Source organism: Thermobrachium celere DSM 8682, assembly GCF_000430995.1.
Classification (GTDB): domain Bacteria; phylum Bacillota; class Clostridia; order Clostridiales; family Caloramatoraceae; genus Thermobrachium; species Thermobrachium celere.
This window is the reverse complement of record NZ_HF952031.1, coordinates 11,905-12,508: the sequence shown is the minus strand read 5'-3', so window position 1 is coordinate 12,508 and position 604 is coordinate 11,905. Positions and strand designations below refer to the sequence as shown.

General features: G+C 36.8%; 1 protein-coding gene. It reads right to left on the bottom strand.

The window, feature by feature from the left end; all coding sequences use genetic code 11:
* A partial coding sequence (locus TCEL_RS11420) for an alpha-amylase family glycosyl hydrolase (protein WP_198010686.1) occupies positions 1-604 on the bottom strand: 604 nt, incomplete at both ends.

The window sequence follows — 604 nt, the reverse complement described above, 5'->3', positions numbered from 1 at the left end:
ACGCACAAAGGCAAGAACGTTATCATTTTTCACATCTATGAATTTTATACTTCCCCCGTGTTCTCCATTCCATAGGGCTTTGTTTTCCCTTTTTAATCTTATTAAATTTTTATAGAAGTCTTGCATAGGATAGTTTTTCCAATCTATCTCGTCCTTTTCAAAAAACTCAAGCCTCTTATTTAAGCCAGCCTCTTGTCCAGAGTATATAAGAGGAATTCCAGGAAGTGTGAAGGTCAGCATTGCCATTACATTAACAGCATCCTTCATCCTTTCAAACTCTGTTCCATTCCAAGAGTTTTCATCGTGGTTTGTAATGAAGTTCATTGGAAAGCTTCCGTTTGGATAAATCTTATCAAAGTTTTCAGCAAAACGTCTTATTCCAAAGGCGTCAGATTTTCCATTTGCTATGCTCTCCATAAGGTGTAAAAGCCTCCAGTTGTAGTTGCTGTTAAAAGCTTTATTTAAGAAATCTCTATTTCCTTCATCATCAATTCCAGCTGTATCTATTATAACAACAGGACCAATTGGCAAAAGCTCCATAGCCTTATATACAGGGTCTGTTGTTGTTCCTGCATAATCTGAAACAAGGGCTATTTCTTGACCT